Here is a 19,463-nt window from a genome sequence, read left to right as displayed (position 1 = left end):
CTCCTTAACGTGTAAATGCTGCGGGTACACCACCATCAATAGTCAGCATACAACCTGTCGTTTTCTCCGATTTCGATGAAGCGAAGAAGGCAATGCCTTCCGCGATATCCCTCGGATAGATGTTAACGAGCAGCGTTGTGCGTTTGCGATAATATTCTTCCAACTGATCCGGTTCAATGCCGTATGCGGCGGCACGTTCGTTCCTCCAAGATCCGTTCCAGATCGCAGAACCTTGCAGGATCGCATCCGGTAATATGGTATTGACACGAATGCCATATTCGCCGCCTTCCGCCGCAATGCAGCGAGCCAGATGGGCTTCGAGTGCCTTGGCCGAGCTGTAAGCAGAAGCACTTTTACCTGCATATACCGAGTTTTTCGATCCGATGAAGACCATGCTTCCACCGATCCCCTGCTCTTTCATCAATTTGAATGCTTCGCGAGCAACCAGGAAATAACCCGTGCCCAGCACGCTCATATTCAGATTCCATTCCTTCAATGAAGTTTCGTCAAATGGACTGGATGTAGCCAGACCGGCATTGTTAACGATGATATCCACACCACCGTATTGCAGAGCCGTTTCTGCATAAGCTGCCTGTACCGCTTCTTCGTCTGTCACGTCCATCTTGAGTGCAAATGCACGATTGGCACCGTATTGATCGTTAATTTCCTGTGCTACCTTCTGTGCGCCTTCCAGATTCAAATCTGCAAGCACAACATGTGCGCCTTCCGAAACGAGTTTACGTGCTGTTTCACTACCGATACCGCCTGCACCGCCCGTAATAAAGGCAACTTTGCGAGAAAACTCTGTTTCTGCAGGGGCCAGCGACAACTTATATAGCTCCAGCGGCCAGTATTCCACATTGTAAGATTCGTTCGCACTGAGCGAAACGAATTTACCGAGGCTTGTTGCCCCGCGCATAACTGCAATCGCCCGATGATACAACGCACCGCTGACTTGGGACAACGCCCAGCTTTTGCCTGTATTGATCATACCTACGCCAGGAATGAGAATAACGCGAGGAGCCGCTTCGAACATCACATCGCCTTCATTTTTGTTGCCTTCAAAATATTGCTTATATTGTTCTTTGTACGCGGCGATGCCTTCCGCAAGCTTTGCTTTTAATCCATCAATATCATCCGCATTCGGCGTCCAGTCAATAAACAGCGGCACCACTTTGGTATGTACCAGATGATCTGGACAAGCCGCGCCAACCTGAGACAACTGCGGAGAATCTGCTCCACCTGCAAAAGCAAGTACATCCTCCTGATCGTCAAAGGACAAAATCATTTTTTTGCTGTCCGACACGGCCCCGCGAATGACAGGCATCACACGAGCAGCAATCTGACGACGAACTTCAGCAGGAAGTGCTTGGTGTTTTACTCCGCCAAAGAGATTAGCTTCATTAACACGTGCCTCGATGAATGCTTCTGCTTCATTAATGATCTTGATCGTCTGTGCGTAACATTCCTCAGAGTTTTCTCCCCAAGTCACTAGACCGTGCTTCTCCATGAGAACTAGCTCTGCATTCGGATTTGCGGATACGCTTTCAGCAATCATTTTGGAGAGTGTAAAACCTGGGCGCACATAAGGAACCCACACAAAACGCTCTCCATATATTTCACGTGCCAGCTCTTTCCCGTTATCTGCACAGCAGAGACTGATAATCGCATCCGGGTGAGTATGATCCACATGTTTGAACGGGAGAAACGCATGCAGCAGCGTTTCAATAGAAGCTCGCGGATGTTTCGCATCAATCATGCAATGCCCGAGATATTCAACCATCTCTTCATCTGACATCGAGTCACGTTCCATGAGCGGGCCGATATCTTCAAGCGCCAGTCCGGTAAAATGCTTTGCTTCCATGGAACCGAGATCCGAGCCGCTCCCCTTCACATACATCACTTCGACATCACGACCGCGGAAATCCTTTACTGTTGTTTTAGTAGATGTGTTACCCCCATAAATATTGCAAACCCGACGATCTGTTCCGATCAGATTAGAGCGGTAAACTAATTGTTCAAGCCCTGTTGTTTTCTCTGATGCCTTCGCTGCATTCCATAAACTCTGTACCATTTGTTCCCCTCCGATAATGTTTGTTTTCTTCCTAAATCCGAGTTTATCATCTTTGTTTTGTTTTGAAAACAAATATTTTATGAGAGAAAACAGAAAAATACAAAGAATACCTATAGAAAGCAACTTTTATTTCGTTTTATTATTTGAGATGTGAAAAACAAACAGCACATCAACCCTATATCATGCTTTGTCCTGTCACTTACCGTGCAGCTTCATTTCAACAACTCTATAACTTCTTCTGTATGCTTCTCCCCCTCCTATGGATGAAGCGTTTTTAATCTTGCATGACAAAAAGAGTACCCGATCACATCTGATTACAGTGACCTGATACTCTTTGCTTGTCGACATTAGGTAACGTATTTAATTACCGAGTACGTATAGCTTATTTTCTTAACTTTCTACTCCAATTACTTGCGTCTGGCAAAGTCCACAAATGTGAACTTGTCCGGTCGATGACGTGATTCCGTATACTGGAACTGGCTAGTATCTTCAAGATACACCTGACTTCTCACGACAACAACATTGTGAAAACCTTCAAGATCAAGTAACTCGCGATCTTCAGCCGTAGGCTCCTCTACCAATATTTCTTTCTTGGCATAAGATATCGATAGCCCAAGTTTCTGTTCGATATACTCATAGATGGAGTCATTACAGATTTCCTGGTTCAGCCCTGGAATTAACCGCTGGCTGATATAGTCTTTGTCCAGAATGACATGTTCTCCATCTACAATGCGAACACGATTGATCTGCCACACTTGTTCATTCAGACCAAAGCTCGTCTTTTGGCTGAGCGCCTGATCCACCGTTTGTTCCTCAAACAGCTTTACCACCGTTTGTGCGCGGTGTCCCATCTTTTGTGCGAGCTCCTTAAAGCTAACGAGGCCTGACACGGGGAAATCAATTTTACGGATGTCGAGTACAATGGAACCTTTACCTTGAATCTTTTGGATGTAACCTTCTTCATATAGCATTTTCAGTGCTTTACGGATCGTTTCCCTTGATGTTTGATACCGTTCTGATAAATCCAGTTCTGATTGAAGCAGTGTGCCCGCTTCGATGTCTCCATTCCGAATACGTCCAGCAATATCTTCGTATATCCGGATAAATTTATTATTCATTTTTCATCACCATAGTTCATTACCCTTTTTATGTCATATTAGCAACTTATATAAACTGAACTAAAGATATTTATGTGTAAATTAATAGTCCAAAGTATATACAGTATCATTACACCAATAATAACATTAAAACCAATTCAAAGGGAAACTGTGTTGCTTGCAATAACCTGCATCAGTTTATTCAGATTTGAAATTGATTGCTGTGCCGTGGTGGTCAATAATCGTCGATACGTTACCCGTGTCACCTCCGTAAAAAACGTTCGTACTTGGCAGTAATACGATTCGGTATTTTCCATCGCTGTTCATCTCCACTTTCACTTTGGAGGATTGTACCGCCTTCAATGAGGATGTATCGGATACTACCCCAATATTCTCTACCGTTGCTGCCATTGCTGTGCTCGCTTGGCTCCATTCAGGCATCAATGTATGAGGCGACAGTAATGCAAACGCCAGCATTACTTTAGACATCTGCTCCGCTTGCTTTTTTAACCGTTTTCTTGAGTTTTTCAATACCTTGCCCCCCTTTTTGTGCACACAAAAAAAGGAGGCACCCCAACCAAGGAACAATGTCCTGAGTTGGGGTGCCTCCCCTAAAGTGTTATTTTTTTATTGATTATAACGATTCGAAAATCGAATGTAAATACCTGGAATGGGAATGTGTATAAAATGTCCTTCTCTTTCGAGTCTTATTTTCCATCTCTGATTTTAAGCAACGCCTCGTCCAATGTGCTGACAACCCGATCACACCACTGATCGAATTCAGAATCCTCCATTTGTAATTCGGGGTGCTTCAGAATATGCACAATCGTACTGCGTATGCCTTGATCCGCCCTTGTCGTTGCAACAAAATCAGGAACCAGCCGTTTCAGTTTGCTGTTATCAAAAACAACCGTGTTGGCTTTATCTCCAAGCAAACCACCCCGGAAATCCAAATCACTGCTAGCCGCCAAAAAATCCGATGGCACATGAACTGCATGCAACTTGACCCCAAGCACATCAGCAATGATTTCATGAATCTGGTTCCATGTGACAGACTCATCCGAGGTGATATGTACAGCCTCACCGATAGCGTGGATGTTGCCCATTAAGCCGATAAAACCTTTGGCAAAATCGGTGTTGTGTGTAATCGTCCATAACGAAGTGCCATCACCGTGGATGATCACTGGTTTATTTTCAAGCATACGCTTCAGAACCTGCCAGCTTCCCTTCGCACCATGCACACCAAGCGGTACGGACTTATTGCCATAGGTATGGCTTGGACGAACAATGGTCACAGGAAAACCTTCATCCCGATATAATTTCATAAGGTAGTCTTCACACGCAATTTTGTTACGGGAGTATTCCCAGAATGGATTCGATAATGGCGTTCCTTCGGTGATTCTGTAATCGGACAGCGGTGTCTGGTAAGCCGATGCGGAACTTATAAAAATGAACTGCTTGGTCTTGCCTTGAAACAACCGATAATCTCTCTCCAGCTGAGCGGGCACAAAAGCAATAAAATCAGCAACTACATCAAATTGTAAATCGGCGATCAGCTCGGCCACCCGTTTTTCGTCATTAATGTCGGCTTGAAGAACCTTGACTTCTGCAGGCAAATCATCGTTATGATTGCCGCGATTAATCAAATACAATTCACAGCCTTGCTTCGCAAGCATCTCGGTAATAGCTGTACTTATAGTGCCTGTCCCTCCGATAAATAGCGCTTTCATTGCTGCACCTCCAGATCGATTATGTTCCTCGTTCATGATATCATGCAGGCAAAAAAGGAGCAAAGTCCGGTTGCCCGAACTCTGCTCCTCTATATGAGTTGAACTAAAGATCTCTGGAGAACATTCCCTATCCGTTACGCTGACTCTCTAAATAACCTTAATCGTTCCGTAGATCATGTACATCCCGCAGTGAAGCTCATATTCTCCTGGGGCGACGTTCTGATTAACGGTGTAGTAGTTATCTCCCTTTTGCATATAAAGATCCATGCCTAACTTCTCTGCAGCGACAGATTTGACGTGTGTCACGCTTCGGGTCAGGATGAAATTAATTTTCGTAGGCACTCCAGATTTCACCTCAATGACATTCGGCTCAAATCCTTCGTTGCTCACGTTCACATTAATGACCTCATATCCCTTCAAATCCTCCGGTGTTTCGACCTTGGCCGTTACTGCATTGCCCGATCCCGGGGATACGTCTTTGCCCATGAAGTATACAAAAAATCCACTAAGCAGAGCAATCACAGCCACACCCAAGGTTAAGATCGGCCATGTCTTTTTAAACCAGTTATTCATATACACACTCCTTATCCCGTTGTCCCATCTTCATTTTTAAGTGGATGGATGTACTATACAAGCATACCCCATTCTTAACTTAATGAAAATGACCCCTCTGGGCTATCCGGAATATACAGGTGTGCTCCGACTTCGCCGTGCTCTCATTTTGTACAATTCTGGCAGAGCCACACCAATCAGTACGATCACGACACCAAACCACTGTAGAGCGCTAACATGCTCATGCAGTACGATGGAGGATAAAAGCACCGCAACCGGAAGTTCAACTGCCCCCAGAATACCTGCCATATCTCCACCAATATGAGGTACGCCGATGGCGAACAGCACTGGAGGGATAAAAGCACCAAAAAACCCAAGCAATAATCCAAATATAAGCAGTTGACTCCAGATTAGACCGTTAAAGAGGAAAGTCGGCGGGAACAAGATGCACAGCAGAATCAATCCGCCTGTAACCATCCATGCACTGCGAAATGCAGGGTGTCCAGAAGGAACCGCTTTACCGCTGAATAATACAAACAAGGAGTAACTAACAGCAGCCATTAATCCGAGCGCAATCCCTAAACCACTGAGTTTACTAATGCCCTGTTCCAGAAAACCTGCTGCCAGCAAGGTTCCCCCAAACAGAATAAAGAGGGTCAGGAACGTAATTTTGTCTGGACGCTGACGTTTGCTAATCGCCTGAATCAGCACGCTAATCCACGTAAATTGGAAGAGCAGGATGATCGCAAGTGATGCCGGAATGTAACGCAACGATTGGTAATATACGAGTCCCGTAATTACGGTTGGTGTCCCGGCGGCCATTAGCATCAAACGTTGTTTCCAAGTTAGACGTGTGAAGACCTGTGTAGGGCTAGCCGATGCAACCTTAGCCTGGCCACCAGCAGCCTGTGCTTTGCGTTTAGCTCTAAAACGTGTGTATAGAGCCAGCATCCATGACAAGATGAAGCCGGTAATCAGTTGTGTTCCCACAACCTCACCAAGTTGATATCCCTGGCCATACGCCAGTACAACAATGGTGGACAGAATACCATAACTCATCGCGCCTGCAAGGACTGACAAATAATATTTCATGTGTAATTAACCTCCTGATGATTCAATAATGCGCCCTGTGTCCGGGTTCATGTAAGGTCACAACCACGTATTAAATGCAAAAAAATCCTAACTCCGAGCAAGGAATATATTGATTCCTTTGCATCGTAGTTAGGAAGTATAGGCTTCCCGTAGAGACCCTCGCCCTGTGTACACTTTCGGCCTGCGAGGTTATACGAAATGAAGTATGCAATTTAACTATCGCTCATGTGTGACGACTTTTCATATATTACATGGGAGGTCAGGTGGTGTCAACCCATTTCTTTTTAATTTCGAACTTACAAATTTTTAAAATTGTAAACTTTAAACGGCCAATCTCATTTGTTCACTCTAGCGCCGCTCTAACTTTCCCACTCTAACGTCTTTTGCAATCCTGATTTCAATCCTTCGAGGTCTAGCCCATCCACCGCGAAAGCTTCACGAATCAAAGGTGGTGCTATAAATTCATCATATTTGCCAAGATACGGTGCTTCATCCTCAGCAAGCAGATCAGATGCATCCTGAGCCGTTCGACACTCACTCATCATCTCGGCTAACAAGGTTCGTTCATCCACTTTGCCTGATAACACAAAATAGTATGGTTCCATCGGCACAACGGAACGCAAAGCGAGCCTTTCAGACAAATTATGTTTCATCAACCGCTCCAGCGTGCGAAACGATTTGCTTCCTACCCACGGCAACACATACATGGAATCACCGCCTGCGGGAATGACGACCTGTTTGAGCAATCCGCTCTCGCGAGCCAGGCGACGTGCACGCTCCAAACGGTTCACCGCTTGTGGAGACAGATACGGGTATATCACGGATTCGGACAGCACTTCGCGCATTTTTTGTACGACCGCGGTGTGAATATCTCCACCTGCACCAAGCCACAGTGTATCGACTTTGCCCTTCGCGGACTTCACGTACACAGCCTTGTGCTTGTGATCCACCTCTTCCACCTTCCACAGCTTGCCAGCGAGCGAGAAACAATAGCCTGGCGGCGGCACGGTCGTGATCGACCCGATCTCTTCCGATCCGTTCAGCACTTTATGCTCTTCATCGTCCTTGAACACGGCATAGAAGCGATAGTTGTTTACGATCTTTTCACCCGTGAGTCCGATAATCAGCGTCTGTTCCTCCGTCCATTGCAGATGATCTGTCGCAATCAGGTAATTCAGGAACGTTTGATATTGATCCGGTGTAATCTCTGAAAACGGCGCCAGGGAGAGGATCGCGGCCGCAAGCTCTCTTGGCTCAGCCTCCCCCATACTTTTCAACATGCTCATCGTCTGGTGATAGAGAACGCCAATGGGCATTTTCCGAGCTTCAAGTGGCTCTACCCATTTGGTTTTAACATACAGCTCAATCACAGCTATTGCACGCATTAATGTCCATGGCATACGAGCGGGCAACTGCGCTTCCTCGTCTTCTTCCTCCGGGCATACAAAAAGCATCTCCGATGCCATATCATCACGCCTACCCGAGCGACCTAGCCGCTGAACGAAACTCGAAGCACTATAAGGTGCCCCAAGCTGAACGACACGCTCCAATTCTCCCAGATCAATGCCGAGTTCCAGCGTAACCGTCGCCGCAGCGACAGCAGGACCTGCACCTGTCCGCAAAGCCGCTTCGGTTTCTTCTCTCAGCATGGCCGATATACTTCCATGATGCACATGGAACACATCCCGCTCTTCTCTGCGCGCTGCAACACGGCGCATCTCCAGAATGGTGACTTCCGCATCCGTGCGGCTGTTGGTGAAAATCAGTGCTTTTTTGCGATAGGTGCTCTCGTAAATAAAGTCGTAATAGGCTTTACGCGCATGATGAAGGTGCTCAGCCTGCTCTTCGTTCTGTGCATCCGGGAATGAAAAATGCTCCACCCGCAGCCGCAGCTTGCGTCCGCCCGGGGAGGATACTACATCGACGCCTTGCCGCGTCCCTGCTGCAAGCCAAGCTGTCGCTGCATCATAATCGCTAAGTGTAGCGGATAGTCCAACTCTTCTAGGGGAACAGCCCGCCATACGTTCGATTCGAGCTAGTTGACTCAACACTTGAATGCCCCGATCTGCTCCCATAAACGCATGTACCTCATCGATAATGACATAACGCAGATCATGAAAAAGCGCTGGAATCGCATTCGGACGATTCATCAAGAGCCCTTCCAGCGATTCGGGCGTAATCTGCAGCACACCTGACGGATTTTTCATCAGCTTGGTTTTCTCAGACTGCGGCACATCCCCATGCCAATGCCAGACAGGAATATTCCCTTCCGTGAGCAAGTCTTTGAGTCGTTCGAACTGGTCGTTAATCAGTGCTTTTAAAGGGCCAATATACAGAATTCCCACCGACTTGGAAGGCTCATCATATAGTTCAGTCAACGCGGGAAAAAAAGCGGCCTCCGTCTTGCCGGAAGCCGTCCCCGCCGCAATCAGCATGTGGTGAGAGGAATGAAAACAAATGTTGCACGCTTCAATCTGCGCAGGACGCAGCGATTCCCATCTTTTTTTATATATAAATTCCTGCACAAACGGGGCCAGTCTATAAAATGGATTTGGATTGTCACTCATAGTTCGAACTCCGCCAGAAAATCATCCAGCTCATCCGGCTCCTGTGTTGAACCAGACGTTCCACGACCCGAACTGTTCGCCTGTACTGCACGCTCACCGAGTAGCTGCTCATATGTGACATCAGGATTCTGTTGCAGCGTATGTAACACATCCATAAAGTCCCGCACCACTTCTCGTGTTGTCAAAAGCTCATCCGCACCCAAACGATTCACAGCCATTTGCATAAAATCAACTAATTGTTCATCGCTCAAACTCGCCGTATACGCAAAATGAAGGGCATGAATCTGGCGTAACTTTTGTAACAAAATCAAAATTTCTTCATGCGATAACATCGCAAGTTTGATAATGGGACCCGTATAATTCGCATATGCACTTGCGGCATAACGACCGTCAATAAGTCTGGAACGAAGCGCTTCATAGCTGAATAAACCACGGCGTTCATCTTCTACAAACTGAGGAGTCCCCCCCACAAAAATGCCCAGGTGCTCGGCTTTCCCCTGCATTGTATCATTAAACATCGTCAGCAGCTTCTCGTAGTTACTTTGACGCGAAACGCTGTTTGTAATTTTATACAGATTCACTGCTTCGTCGATAAAGAGCAACAGCCCTTTGTAACCGATGCGCGCCGTAAATTCAGACCATAATTTGAAATAGTCATACCAGTTGTCATCATCGATAATTACACCCACGGAGAGCTCTTTCTTGGCCTCCGTTTTGGTTGCGAATTCGCCCCGAAGCCAGCGGAGTGCAGACTGTTTCAGGTCATCATCGGCAAGTTTGTAACCATTCCAGTAAGAAGCAAGCACTTTGGCAAAATCAAAACCGTGAACCAGATTCTGCATCTCACCTGTCACCAGGTAAATCTGTTTCTCTACCTCCAGTGGTAACGCAGGATCATCTGGACGTATATTCAACTGGGTCATCGCTGTTTGCTGCAAGCCTGCAATCCATTTTTGCAAAATAGGCTCCAATGCCCCACCATCCGGGCGTGTTCGTGTAGACAATCGTGTCATCAGCTCACGATAAGTCGCCAGACCTTGTCCTTTCGCGCCAACAAGTCTACGCTCTGGGGAGAGATCCGCATCCGCAACCACAAATTCACGATCCATCGCGTAGTTACGAATCATTTGCAAAAGAAAGCTTTTACCGCTGCCATAACGGCCAGTAATCAATTTAAATGCCGCACCGCCTTCAGCGATGTTATCTAAATCTCGCAGGATTGCCTCTACTTCCGGCTTTCGTCCTACAGCAATTTGTTCCAGACCAATCCGCGGCACGACACCTGCCGTTAATGAATTCACCAGTGCGGTGGTCAAGCGTTTTGGAATCTTAAGCTGGTTTGGTTGATGTTCATTCACTCTATGCTCCGTCATGTCAATCACCTCTTCACATGTTCAAATACATCGATATAATCAGCAACGATTCGGTCACCATCAACCAGCAGGTCTCCGATGGTTTCCATTGCGATATCATTCATTTCATCCAGTAAAAGTGCAGGCATCGTTCCCGTTTCTTCGGCAAGACGCATCAAATCGCCATCCGGATGCTCACCAAGCAAAGCGTGGATGGCTCTTACATGCCGGGAGTCCAACCTCTCGGCGAATTCCCGCCACTCCTCTGATACATGGGCTTCCGCCGCTTCGTCCCACATAAGAACTTCATTCCACCGATCGGAGCTCCCCGATGGTTGGACCCTGTTCTCTAAAATCGGTAGTGAACTGTCTTGCTGTTCTTGGCAGAGCAACTCATCCATTCCGTGTCTTTCATTCCCGTCTGCGTTTTCTTCAAGGCCAGATGCAGACTCATCCGATTCGGAATGTGCATTATCTTCAATGCTCAGCGCCTTACGCACATATTCGCTATCCTCCTGCAAAGATGCCAATTTGGCCGTATCGATCTGAATGGCTGGCGCAGTTACGGCCTCAGCTTGTTCCATGGCAAAAGCTCTTTCCAGATAACGCTCAATCACACTGGCAAGCTCAGGCTCCAGCGTTTTACCGCGCAAACGACCTCGGAAGCCTAACAGTTCACGCAGCTTATTTTCCGTACAGCGGTAAATCCGGGTTAACCTCTGCACAAATTGTTGATCCGATATGAAAGGAAAATGAGTGAACGTAACAAATCTGCCGTAAATGGACTCGTCATACACCGCTTTATGAAATAGCGTGCGTTTCACTGTCTGCTCGGCTTTCGGTTGGAGTTCAGGCAAGAGCCCTCTTTGTTGCGTCCGCTTCAAATACGAATCCATTACAGCCATCACTTTGGGCACATATCGTTCCATCCATTCTTTGCCGCCATCACGGTAAAAGGTGTTCATCGTAACATCATAGTCATAATACCATTTCAGCATATCCAGCGTTACCTCAGCGACATTCTCCTGTAACACCTGTTGTAATTCCTTGTCCAACAATGATGCTGGCAAATAATCACCCGAAATCTTCATCACTTCACCAAATAATGCATGAAGATCGTGAACTAGAATGTAATCGACCACCCACTCCTGCATATAAACATGAAGCTGAGGAAGCCGCTCTCGGTAATTCAACCATAATCGTTTTAATTGGAGATAACCATCCTCCGGATGCAACCAGCCGATCCCGTTAATCAACTCGTAAACATGAACAAACAGATACGAGAGGTCGACATCCAGGTATCTTTCCTGGCGCACCTCCGTTCTCCAGTACAAATACCATTTCAGCTGCGCATCATTCATCACCCCATACGTCGGCCAGTAGCTCATAAACGGAACAGGTGAAGTTTCTTCTCCCGTAACTTCTGCAAGGCGTCTAGCCTCCTCCACAAATCGTTTCTCCGAAGACAATACGGCTCCCTGCGACTTGTGTGGTTGGCGACTCTGCTTCTCCAAAGATGAACGATCAGGTATACGAATCGAGGTTGTCTCTGTATCTTCACTTAGATCAATCTCCATGAATTCCAGCTGTTCCGAATGATCTCTCATGGAATTGAATCCACCTCTTTCAGGTCAAAATACGAACACGTGTATCCATACGCATCATTATAACACTTGTCCGGCTTCTATGGGCGGCAAAACCATACTTTCTTTTAGTACATAAGCACTGTATTTTTATGAATCAAATATAAAACGACAAGATGCCTCTTATGGTTAAATGAGATTTCTCCTCATTCATCCTATAAGAGGCATTTACAATTTCGATTTCTGTTATACAATAGACAGATCTTTATTTATAATTCAATGTTTTAAAGGGACATTTTGCTTACTCACTTGCACATGACTCAATTTGTCACTTCTCTACTGTTTGAACTGTAGTCATAATCCACGACACCGGTTTTCTCCCATTTTCTTACTCTCCATCGTAGATAGTATACTAGCCCTCTGAGCACCTCATCAATGAATAATCCTAACCAAATTCCGAGTAAACCTAAACCAAAAACATAACCGAACAAATAACATAACGGAAGTCCCAAAACCCACATCACGATACAACCAACTACAGCTGAAAATTTTGCATCTCCTGCCGAAGCTAGTGAATAAGCTACGATAATATTCAAGGCTCTAACAGGTTCCCAAAACATACTAATTAACAATAAATTTTTGCACATTTTCAAAATCTCCGGATCATTCGTGAATAATCCAAAAATATAGTTCGAGGATAGATAAAATAGGAATACAACGATGAAATTAACCGACATACTTAATAAAAGACTTCTGTGAAGTTGTCTGTTTGCACCGTCAAAACTTTTTGCTCCAACATTTCGGGCAATGAGTATAGATGTGCCCACACCTATTGCTACAGACCACGAAGTCAACAAAAGTAATACATTAAATGTATACGTTTTCGCTGCCATTGAGCTTATCCCGAACAATAAGATCAAATAAGTCATGACTACGCTAACTAGCTGCACGGACATAGGTTCTATTGTGGATGGGACACCAATATTAAGTATGTGTCTGACAATGGTTTTGAAATGTCTCTTAAGATCCTCAAGCTTGCACGTCACATGCTCCCTCCAGTGAACGAAGATCACTAAGAAAACAAGACCCACAACCTGGGCGAATACTGTAGAAAATGCAATCCCCACTAATCCTAGCTTCGGAATACCAAAAGCACCTACTAAACAAATATAATTTAAAACGATATTAACGATATTGTATAAAATTGCCCCTACCATGGTAACCCAGGTTTTACCTTTAGCCGTAAGAATACCGTTATAAGTCGCTCGCATACACTCAAGAATCAAGGATGTTCCCGTTATACTTAAATATAAACTGGCAATGTTTTTATTTTCACCAGATAATCCTAACCATGTCCCAATTACATCAGATCCGAAAAACATGCACAAGCTCACAACCAAACCCAAGCAAAACATTAATATGATCGATATAACATAAGTCACATTGACGAACTCATTCTTTTTTGCGCCAAGGTATTGAGAAGCAACACTACAGCCAGCGTACCCCATTTGTTCGAATAAAGTATAAAATATCCCGTATAAGGGGAATAAAGCTCCGACACTCGCCGCATAATTTTCTGAGATTTGGCTCAAAAAAAATGAATCGGTTACCAAAATTAAATGTACCATTAATAGTTGTATACATATCGGCCATGATAGTTTCCAAAGTTTATATTCGCTAGGCTGTTGAGATTCAATCACCAATATATCCCTCTTTCCTTCAGTTAAGACGAATATTTATTAAGAACTCCTATATTGTCCTGCTCACTAATGGGATCGTTTATTAAATTCCGATTTAATTTTTCGCCTTCTATTCTCATTAATGGTCTTGGATGATCCAGATGATAAATGGGTAAATTCAGTCTTCTTATTTTTGTGGAAGCATAGATCCTGGAATAAAAATCATTATCTTCATCCCCCCAGCCCTCATACCTTTCATCGAAACCACCAATTTTAAAATATTCATTAGATCTTACGGCAATCATAAAACCGTATACTTCGTGCATCACTTGACCGTTCAAATTGTCCATTAAGCTGTTATAAGCAATCGTTGAGGGGATATGTTCTATAAAATAAGAAGTGGATCTTTCGTTTAAATTTATTCCACTTGTGTAAGGAACTACACACCCGATGCTGTCATCAAAAGATTCATAGATTTTATTAATCAATTCCCGAGGAGCCACGATATCAATATCCCAAAATAGTAATATTTCGGATTCCCGGCCACACACAGCACCTATATTTCTAGCCCATGAGACATTATATGCTGTTTCATTTTTAGCGAAAATGTAGTGGTCTACATAATCACTTATGACATCTTCATAACAATCCTCGGCATCTTGATTCACTGCAATAATGCTGTACTTACTTTTATCAATGAAACTATTATGAATTCCAAGTAATGAAGATAGTAAATTTCGTAATCTGAACTTATTGGCAATACGAAAAGGAAGGATTATTGCGATCGGAGCGGTCGTACTCTTTTTCACTAATTTATGCTTTATCAAGCTTTCTTTCAGAAAATGGATTTGATCATCTATTTTATTCGGTTCAGAAAGTTCATAGTAAGAAGGACCTTCGAAAGGCAGGATTCGCCCGAATTCTGCTAAATATTTTAGATGTTGATTTAATAGAGCAATCTCTTTCATATCTGTTATATTGCTAATGAGTTGCTTGGTTAAATTTTCTTTGAATTCAACATCCTGCATATGCTCATTCAAATGTTTTAACTTCTGCTCTAAATCGCTAATGCCACTTACTCTAAGTAAAATATTGAAAATCTCTTCAAAAACAATGTGTACTCTATTGGCCATGGAAGGGCTAATTTTAGAACTCTCATCAAAATAAGTCCGGGCACAGAGCAAAGCCTGCTTAATGATTATATCGTTCATGTTTCCCAGCTCCTTCTAAAATATGTTCATAAACCTCAATGGTCTCCTTTGCCATCCTGATGGATGAAAAATCACGTTTTGCACGAATATATGCATTCTCCACATAAGTAGAAATATCCGCTTGGTTCTCTATAAAACAATGAAGTTTCTCCGTAAGATCTTGCACATCACCTACTTCAAAGAGCAGCCCATTTTTATTGTGTTCGATAATGTCATTAATTCCTCCAGCTTTTGATGCAATTACGGGCAAACGCAACATATTTGCTTCCACTATTGAAAGTCCAAAACCTTCTTCAAGGCTTGGAACAACCATAACGTCCGATGTAAGCATAAAATCCTTTACACTTTGGGAAGATACAGGGCCATGGAATGTAATGTAATCTTGCATACCGTAAAAAGAAATGATGTTATCCAATTGATTTTTATACATTACATCTGTAAGAGGACCTACAACAGAGAGCGTGAAATGAAAACTAAATTTAAGTTTGCCCAAAGCCTCGATCAAGATGTGTAACCCTTTTGGCGAATATACACGACCAACAAAGAGAATTTTAAGAGTACCGCTTGGAACATGGTTGCTTTGGTTTGTGAAGGAAGACATTCGATCAATATCAATGCCGTGAACAACCTTATACACGTTCGAGGCTTTCATGTTATGTTTTAAAGCTCTGTTGTAGTAGAAAGAACTTGGAGCTATGATTGCATCCAATTGAAGCCTCTCAAACAACAGCTTTACTCTACCCATTCCGAACGATTTTTCCTCAGGCTTATGCTCATGTATGGTAGCAACTAGGGGAATATTACAATGTTCTGAAATTATTTTCCCCAATAGACTTGCTTCGATACTATTAGCATGAATAATATCTATCTTTTTCGATTCAATTTCTTCCATACAGTCCAGTAATGAAAAGATCATTTCACGCCACGTAACCGTTTTGGATGATGTTATTTTTTCTATGTTTGCGGATGCTTGCAGATATTCAATTGGAGAGGTGTTATATTCTGGAGGATTTTCAGTTACACATATAACTTTCCAGCCGAAAGCAATTAATTCTTTCATTAAATCACTAATATAAACTTCTGCTCCTCCAGGATACGGAGAAATATTGGGGGCAAGAACAAGAACCGTTTTCATAACTGCAGTTCCTTTTCCATTAGAGACAAATTCCTTTTATAAGGGCCTATTGAGCCGCAATCGAAATGCCTTCCGTCTAAAGGTTGGGCCATTTTTCTAGGAATGCCAACCAAAGCATCTGTCAGATCGATTTCATTTTTCTTATTCATTTCAACATATTCAAGCTTCTGTATGAAATCATTGGGAAATACGTATCGACCGACAATTCCATGAAATTGCAGGGAGAAGTTATCTATAGAGCCAGGTTTCTCGTATAATTCATCGATGAAATAAGGACCAGGATCACCATTAAAGTTAAACGTTACTCCGTACCTGTCAAACTCATCTTTTGTAATTGAATCCACCATCACGATTGGACAATCATACTCTTTTTGCAGTTCTATCATCTCTTTTAACGTATTGGTTCTATAGGAAACCAGTACATCAGGAAATACGACAAGAAAACCATCGCTTCCAATTATATGTTGGGAGGCTATGATTGCCCCGCCTGTCCCATCAGGAACATCTTGAATAACAAATTGAATAGAGACTGAACTTTCCTTCATTTTTTCAGATAGAGGGCTATTCTCTTTGAATGATCTTAAGAAGTAATCTTTAATAGCTAATTTTTCTTGAGTAATACTCACAATGATTTCTTTAATTCCAGCATCAATGCATTCTGTTACTGCATGATCAATAAGAGGTTTGCCTCCAACGTACAATAGTTCCTTGGGCATTGAGTTGGTTATTTCCTTCATTCGTGTACCTTTGCCTGAAGCAGGAATTATAGCTTTCATGTCTATTCTCCTTTAATACATGAGATTACATTGCTGACGACTTGTTGATGATTCTGGTATACTCTTTCTTCCTCAATACACTCCTTTAATAACTCCAGTGCAGCTTGAACCCTATTAAAGGAATGCACTCCCTCAGATACTTTTTCAGATAAATCATAACAACTCCCTTTTTTGGTACCGATAATCTCTATTTTGGTGGTAACGTCTTTAACGTTAGGTCTGTACGATACTAAAAAGGTAGCGATGCTATGGTTTATTACTCCAATCCCAACTTCTGATGATCCATACTCCGGTTTAATAATACGATCCGTATTCTCGACAACAACATCAGGGTAGTACCTGTTTGACATCCAGATTACCTCTTTGATTGCCCCAAACGCTTTTACTACAGGAGTAAGTAGATAGGGTGCTAAGTCCACCCTTAGCGCATCCTCATTTTTTAGCATCCATTCTCTTTGCACCTGTATAAAGCCTCTTCTGGCAGGACCACCACCAATAAATTGGCAATGCACCTCTACAATTTCACCTAAACTTTCATTTCTAATATCCAATAACATTCTGTCTTCTTCTGTTTGATTGGCCGAAACTGGAGCTGATACGATGGTACAATTATTCTGTTTCGCAATGGATAGCAATTCAGCCCATGCTGTTGAACTGTTTGCTGCCAGCTTTTCTGAAAATACGTTCCATCCCTTCTCTAGAAGTTCTCGGTTTGTAGATTCATGAGCAAAGACCGGGGTAAGATTCAAAGCAATTCCATGATAAGATTGTGGGGCAACTGGGATGTAATCACTCACTTCCACATTAGGTACTATTTTTTTTATATAAGTATGTCGTCCAACATCTTTTTCACAGATAATGATTTTGCTTTTTAATTGAATCAGCCAGGGAATATACAGAACCTCGGCAATTCTTCCGAAACCTAGCACAAGGACGTAATTAAACATAAGAGTATGTTCCTTTCTAACAACAACTGTACAGGACTAATCGTTGTCATCCGTTATAAGATCTAATAGCGATTGTATGGAATTATTTTGCTTTGGCTCGTATGGTCTGAATAACAACGCTTGAGCTCCCGCTTCCCTTGCGCAATCATAATCGTTTCGAACAGAATCTCCTATGTGCAAACATCGAGTTATTTCAACGTTGATTTGATCTGCTGAATATTTATAAATTTCCGGGTTAGGTTTATGGATTCCGATGACCCAGGAATCAATGATTTTATCCACTTTCTCTATTGTTTCAGCCTCTTCATCTTCTGAACAAATTTCAAGTTTTTTTAACAAATTGGACGCTAGACCATTTTCCGTATTCGTTACAATTACAATTTTTTTGTTTTTTCTTTTTAGAAATTGTATCGCTCTCTTGATTTCACTCCTATTTCTTGGTACCCATTCACTGAACAATATGATCTCCTGCAACCTTTCCTCGTTACCACGTATTCTTTCTGCTGGTATTCCTGATGAAATTGCAAAATCATATACGAATTTATTATCATCATCTCCTGGGCCCAATCCTGCACCAACATTACATCCAACAGGATAAAGAGCCTTGTCAATCATCTCTTCTTCCAAAGACAGATCATCAAACAAATTTTGAATTTTTCTAAAATCTGGCTTTAATAACACCCCTCCTGCGTCAAGGAATACTGCGTCAATTTGATCTAACATGTTGAACCTCCTTGGTCGCTGTAAAAAACCATTCATAGGTTAATCGAATTCCTTCTGGGAACCTAACTTGCGGAGACCAATTCATCTGGTCCTGAATCTTATCTATACAGAGAGAGACTCTTTGAACTTCGCCAGGAGAAGCAGCGCGATACTTCACTCTCGTTTCCTTGCCACTTACACTTGAGATTACGTTAAACACCTCAAGTACAGATGTTTCGATGCCTGTTCCCAAATTAAGTAGTCCCGACCCTTGTTCTAACGATTTAACAAACGCTACTGCCGCATCTTTAACATACAAATAATCTCTTGTAACCGAACCATCTCCATTTATAGTGCAATCCTCATTATTAATAATTTTATTGGTGAATATAGCAATTACACCGGATTCGCCATACGGATCTTGTCTAGGACCATATATATTACCGAGAGCTAATGCACAATAATCTAATCCAAAATGCTCTTTATACAAATCCAGATAATGGATAGCCGTTAATTTGGTCAGGCCATAGAAAGAACATGCCTTCAAAGGTAGATCCTCAACTAGCGGTAATTGTTCGTTTTCTACATTCCCATAAATAGTCCCACCACTCGTAGCAAAAACAAATTTTCTACAATCCGTTCTTCTAGCTGCCTCTAACACATTAACTAATCCATACATATTCGTTTCAACATCCAATAAAGGATTTTGTTGAGATACAGCCACACTAGGTTGTGCTGCGAGGTGGATCATGTAGTCAGGATTTATTTCTTGGATTATACTCACCACTGAACTGTCATTAATGTCTGCACAGATTAACCGCTTGATCTCCGTTTGATCTTCAAGATTTTTGATTCTTCCTGTTGAGAAGTTGTCCAAAACAAAAACATCATAGTTCTCTTTCAACAATTCGGAAACGACATGAGAACCAATGAAACCTGCCCCTCCGGTTATCAGTACTTTCATAT

16 protein-coding genes and 1 riboswitch are annotated in these 19,463 nt (G+C 43.0%); all 16 genes read right to left on the bottom strand.

Going from position 1 to position 19,463, the window contains the following annotated elements; translation table 11 throughout:
* Window positions 1-4: 4 nt before the first annotated feature.
* Window positions 5-2,074 carry a bifunctional aldolase/short-chain dehydrogenase gene (locus tag ABIE27_RS17960; protein ID WP_429351125.1) on the bottom strand — a complete coding sequence of 690 codons (2,070 nt, stop codon included), beginning with the start codon at window positions 2,072-2,074 and terminating at the stop codon, window positions 5-7.
* 407 nt (window positions 2,075-2,481) lie between these two features.
* Entirely contained in the window at window positions 2,482-3,192 is a 711-nt protein-coding gene (gene treR / locus ABIE27_RS17955) for a trehalose operon repressor (RefSeq protein ID WP_123063653.1), read from the bottom strand.
* A 177-nt stretch (window positions 3,193-3,369) separates the two neighbouring features.
* Window positions 3,370-3,702: a hypothetical protein gene (locus tag ABIE27_RS17950; RefSeq protein ID WP_429351124.1), complete on the bottom strand. Its 333-nt coding sequence runs from the start codon at window positions 3,700-3,702 to the stop codon at window positions 3,370-3,372.
* A gap of 176 nt (window positions 3,703-3,878) precedes the next feature.
* Window positions 3,879-4,901: an SDR family oxidoreductase gene (locus ABIE27_RS17945; RefSeq protein ID WP_123063655.1), complete on the bottom strand. Its 1,023-nt coding sequence runs from the start codon at window positions 4,899-4,901 to the stop codon at window positions 3,879-3,881.
* A gap of 147 nt (window positions 4,902-5,048) precedes the next feature.
* On the bottom strand, window positions 5,049-5,474 hold the full coding sequence (locus ABIE27_RS17940) for a cupredoxin domain-containing protein (RefSeq protein WP_429351123.1): 426 nt from the start codon (window positions 5,472-5,474) through the stop codon (window positions 5,049-5,051).
* A 102-nt stretch (window positions 5,475-5,576) separates the two neighbouring features.
* Complete coding sequence (locus tag ABIE27_RS17935) at window positions 5,577-6,545, bottom strand: EamA family transporter (RefSeq protein WP_429351122.1); 969 nt, start codon at window positions 6,543-6,545, stop codon at window positions 5,577-5,579.
* Between the two features lie 106 nt (window positions 6,546-6,651).
* Window positions 6,652-6,762, bottom strand: a riboswitch (purine riboswitch).
* Between the two features lie 142 nt (window positions 6,763-6,904).
* Window positions 6,905-9,112, bottom strand: a complete 2,208-nt coding sequence (locus tag ABIE27_RS17930; protein ID WP_429351121.1) for a DEAD/DEAH box helicase — start codon at window positions 9,110-9,112, stop codon at window positions 6,905-6,907.
* Complete coding sequence (locus ABIE27_RS17925) at window positions 9,109-10,485, bottom strand: ATP-binding protein (protein WP_123063659.1); 1,377 nt, start codon at window positions 10,483-10,485, stop codon at window positions 9,109-9,111. The genes ABIE27_RS17930 and ABIE27_RS17925 overlap by 4 nt, the downstream gene beginning before the upstream one ends.
* Window positions 10,486-10,490: 5 nt before the next feature.
* Window positions 10,491-12,071, bottom strand: a complete 1,581-nt coding sequence (locus ABIE27_RS17920) for a TerB N-terminal domain-containing protein (RefSeq protein ID WP_429351120.1) — start codon at window positions 12,069-12,071, stop codon at window positions 10,491-10,493.
* Between the two features lie 296 nt (window positions 12,072-12,367).
* A complete protein-coding gene (locus ABIE27_RS17915; RefSeq protein ID WP_429351119.1) occupies window positions 12,368-13,747 on the bottom strand; it encodes an MATE family efflux transporter in 1,380 nt (459 codons plus the stop codon).
* A gap of 23 nt (window positions 13,748-13,770) precedes the next feature.
* Window positions 13,771-14,937 (bottom strand): galactosyltransferase-related protein, encoded by a 1,167-nt coding sequence (locus ABIE27_RS17910; protein ID WP_429351118.1) that lies wholly within the window; start codon window positions 14,935-14,937, stop codon window positions 13,771-13,773.
* Window positions 14,918-16,072 carry a glycosyltransferase family 4 protein gene (locus ABIE27_RS17905; RefSeq protein ID WP_123063663.1) on the bottom strand — a complete coding sequence of 385 codons (1,155 nt, stop codon included), beginning with the start codon at window positions 16,070-16,072 and terminating at the stop codon, window positions 14,918-14,920. The genes ABIE27_RS17910 and ABIE27_RS17905 overlap by 20 nt, the downstream gene beginning before the upstream one ends.
* The gene (locus ABIE27_RS17900; protein WP_429351117.1) at window positions 16,069-16,848 is read right to left on the bottom strand and encodes a sugar phosphate nucleotidyltransferase; all 780 of its coding nucleotides are present in this window, start codon (window positions 16,846-16,848) and stop codon (window positions 16,069-16,071) included. Before ABIE27_RS17900 ends, ABIE27_RS17905 begins: the two co-directional genes overlap by 4 nt.
* Window positions 16,849-16,850: 2 nt before the next feature.
* Window positions 16,851-17,795, bottom strand: a complete 945-nt coding sequence (locus ABIE27_RS17895) for a hypothetical protein (RefSeq protein WP_429351116.1) — start codon at window positions 17,793-17,795, stop codon at window positions 16,851-16,853.
* Between the two features lie 36 nt (window positions 17,796-17,831).
* Window positions 17,832-18,518, bottom strand: a complete 687-nt coding sequence (locus ABIE27_RS17890) for an HAD family hydrolase (protein WP_161556883.1) — start codon at window positions 18,516-18,518, stop codon at window positions 17,832-17,834.
* Window positions 18,502-19,461: a GDP-mannose 4,6-dehydratase gene (locus ABIE27_RS17885; RefSeq protein WP_429351115.1), complete on the bottom strand. Its 960-nt coding sequence runs from the start codon at window positions 19,459-19,461 to the stop codon at window positions 18,502-18,504. The genes ABIE27_RS17890 and ABIE27_RS17885 overlap by 17 nt, the downstream gene beginning before the upstream one ends.
* Between the last annotated feature and the right edge of the window lie 2 nt (window positions 19,462-19,463).

It is taken from the genome of Paenibacillus sp. 4624 (genome assembly GCF_050435065.1).
Taxonomy (GTDB): Bacteria; Bacillota; Bacilli; order Paenibacillales; family Paenibacillaceae; genus Paenibacillus; species Paenibacillus amylolyticus_D.
This window is presented reverse-complemented; position numbering and strand designations above follow the sequence as displayed.